Raw genomic sequence first — 572 nt, 5'->3', positions numbered from 1 at the left:
ACCGCGACCTTTACCCCGACCGTCGGCGTGAATGACTCGAGCAACCTGATCACCCTGAACAACACCGGGGTCAGCGATCTGGCGGGCAACACCGGCAGCGGTACCACCAACTCCGGCAACTACACCATCGATACGGTGCTGCCGACGGCGACCATCGTGGTGGCCGACAATGCGTTGAAAATCGGTGAAACGTCGCTGGTGACCATTACCTTCAGCGAAGCGGTGACCGGCTTCACCAACGCCGACCTGACCATCGCCAACGGCACCTTGACTGCAGTCAGCAGCAGCGACGGCGGCATCACCTGGACCGCGACCTTTACCCCGACCGCCAGCATCACCGACACGACCAATCTGATCACTCTGGACAACACCGGTGTGCAGGCTGTCGCCAGCGGTAACGTGGGCAGCGGCACCACCGACTCCAACAACTACGCCATCGACACCGTACGCCCGACGGCCACCATTGTGGTCGCGGACACGGCGCTGAGAATCGGCGAAACCTCGTTGGTGACCATTACCTTCAGTGAGGCGGTGAGCGGTTTCACCAATGCCGACCTGACCATCGCCAACGG

The 572-nt window shown here is 61.9% G+C and carries 1 protein-coding gene; it reads left to right on the top strand.

Going from position 1 to position 572, the window contains the following annotated elements:
* A partial coding sequence (locus PMI31_RS25435; protein ID WP_008022291.1) for an Ig-like domain-containing protein occupies positions 1-572 on the top strand: 572 nt, incomplete at both ends.

Source organism: Pseudomonas sp. GM55 (genome assembly GCF_000282395.1).
Taxonomy (GTDB): Bacteria; Pseudomonadota; Gammaproteobacteria; order Pseudomonadales; family Pseudomonadaceae; genus Aquipseudomonas; species Aquipseudomonas fluorescens_CC.
Note: the sequence above shows the minus strand (reverse complement) of the source record. Positions and strands in the feature narration are given on the sequence as shown.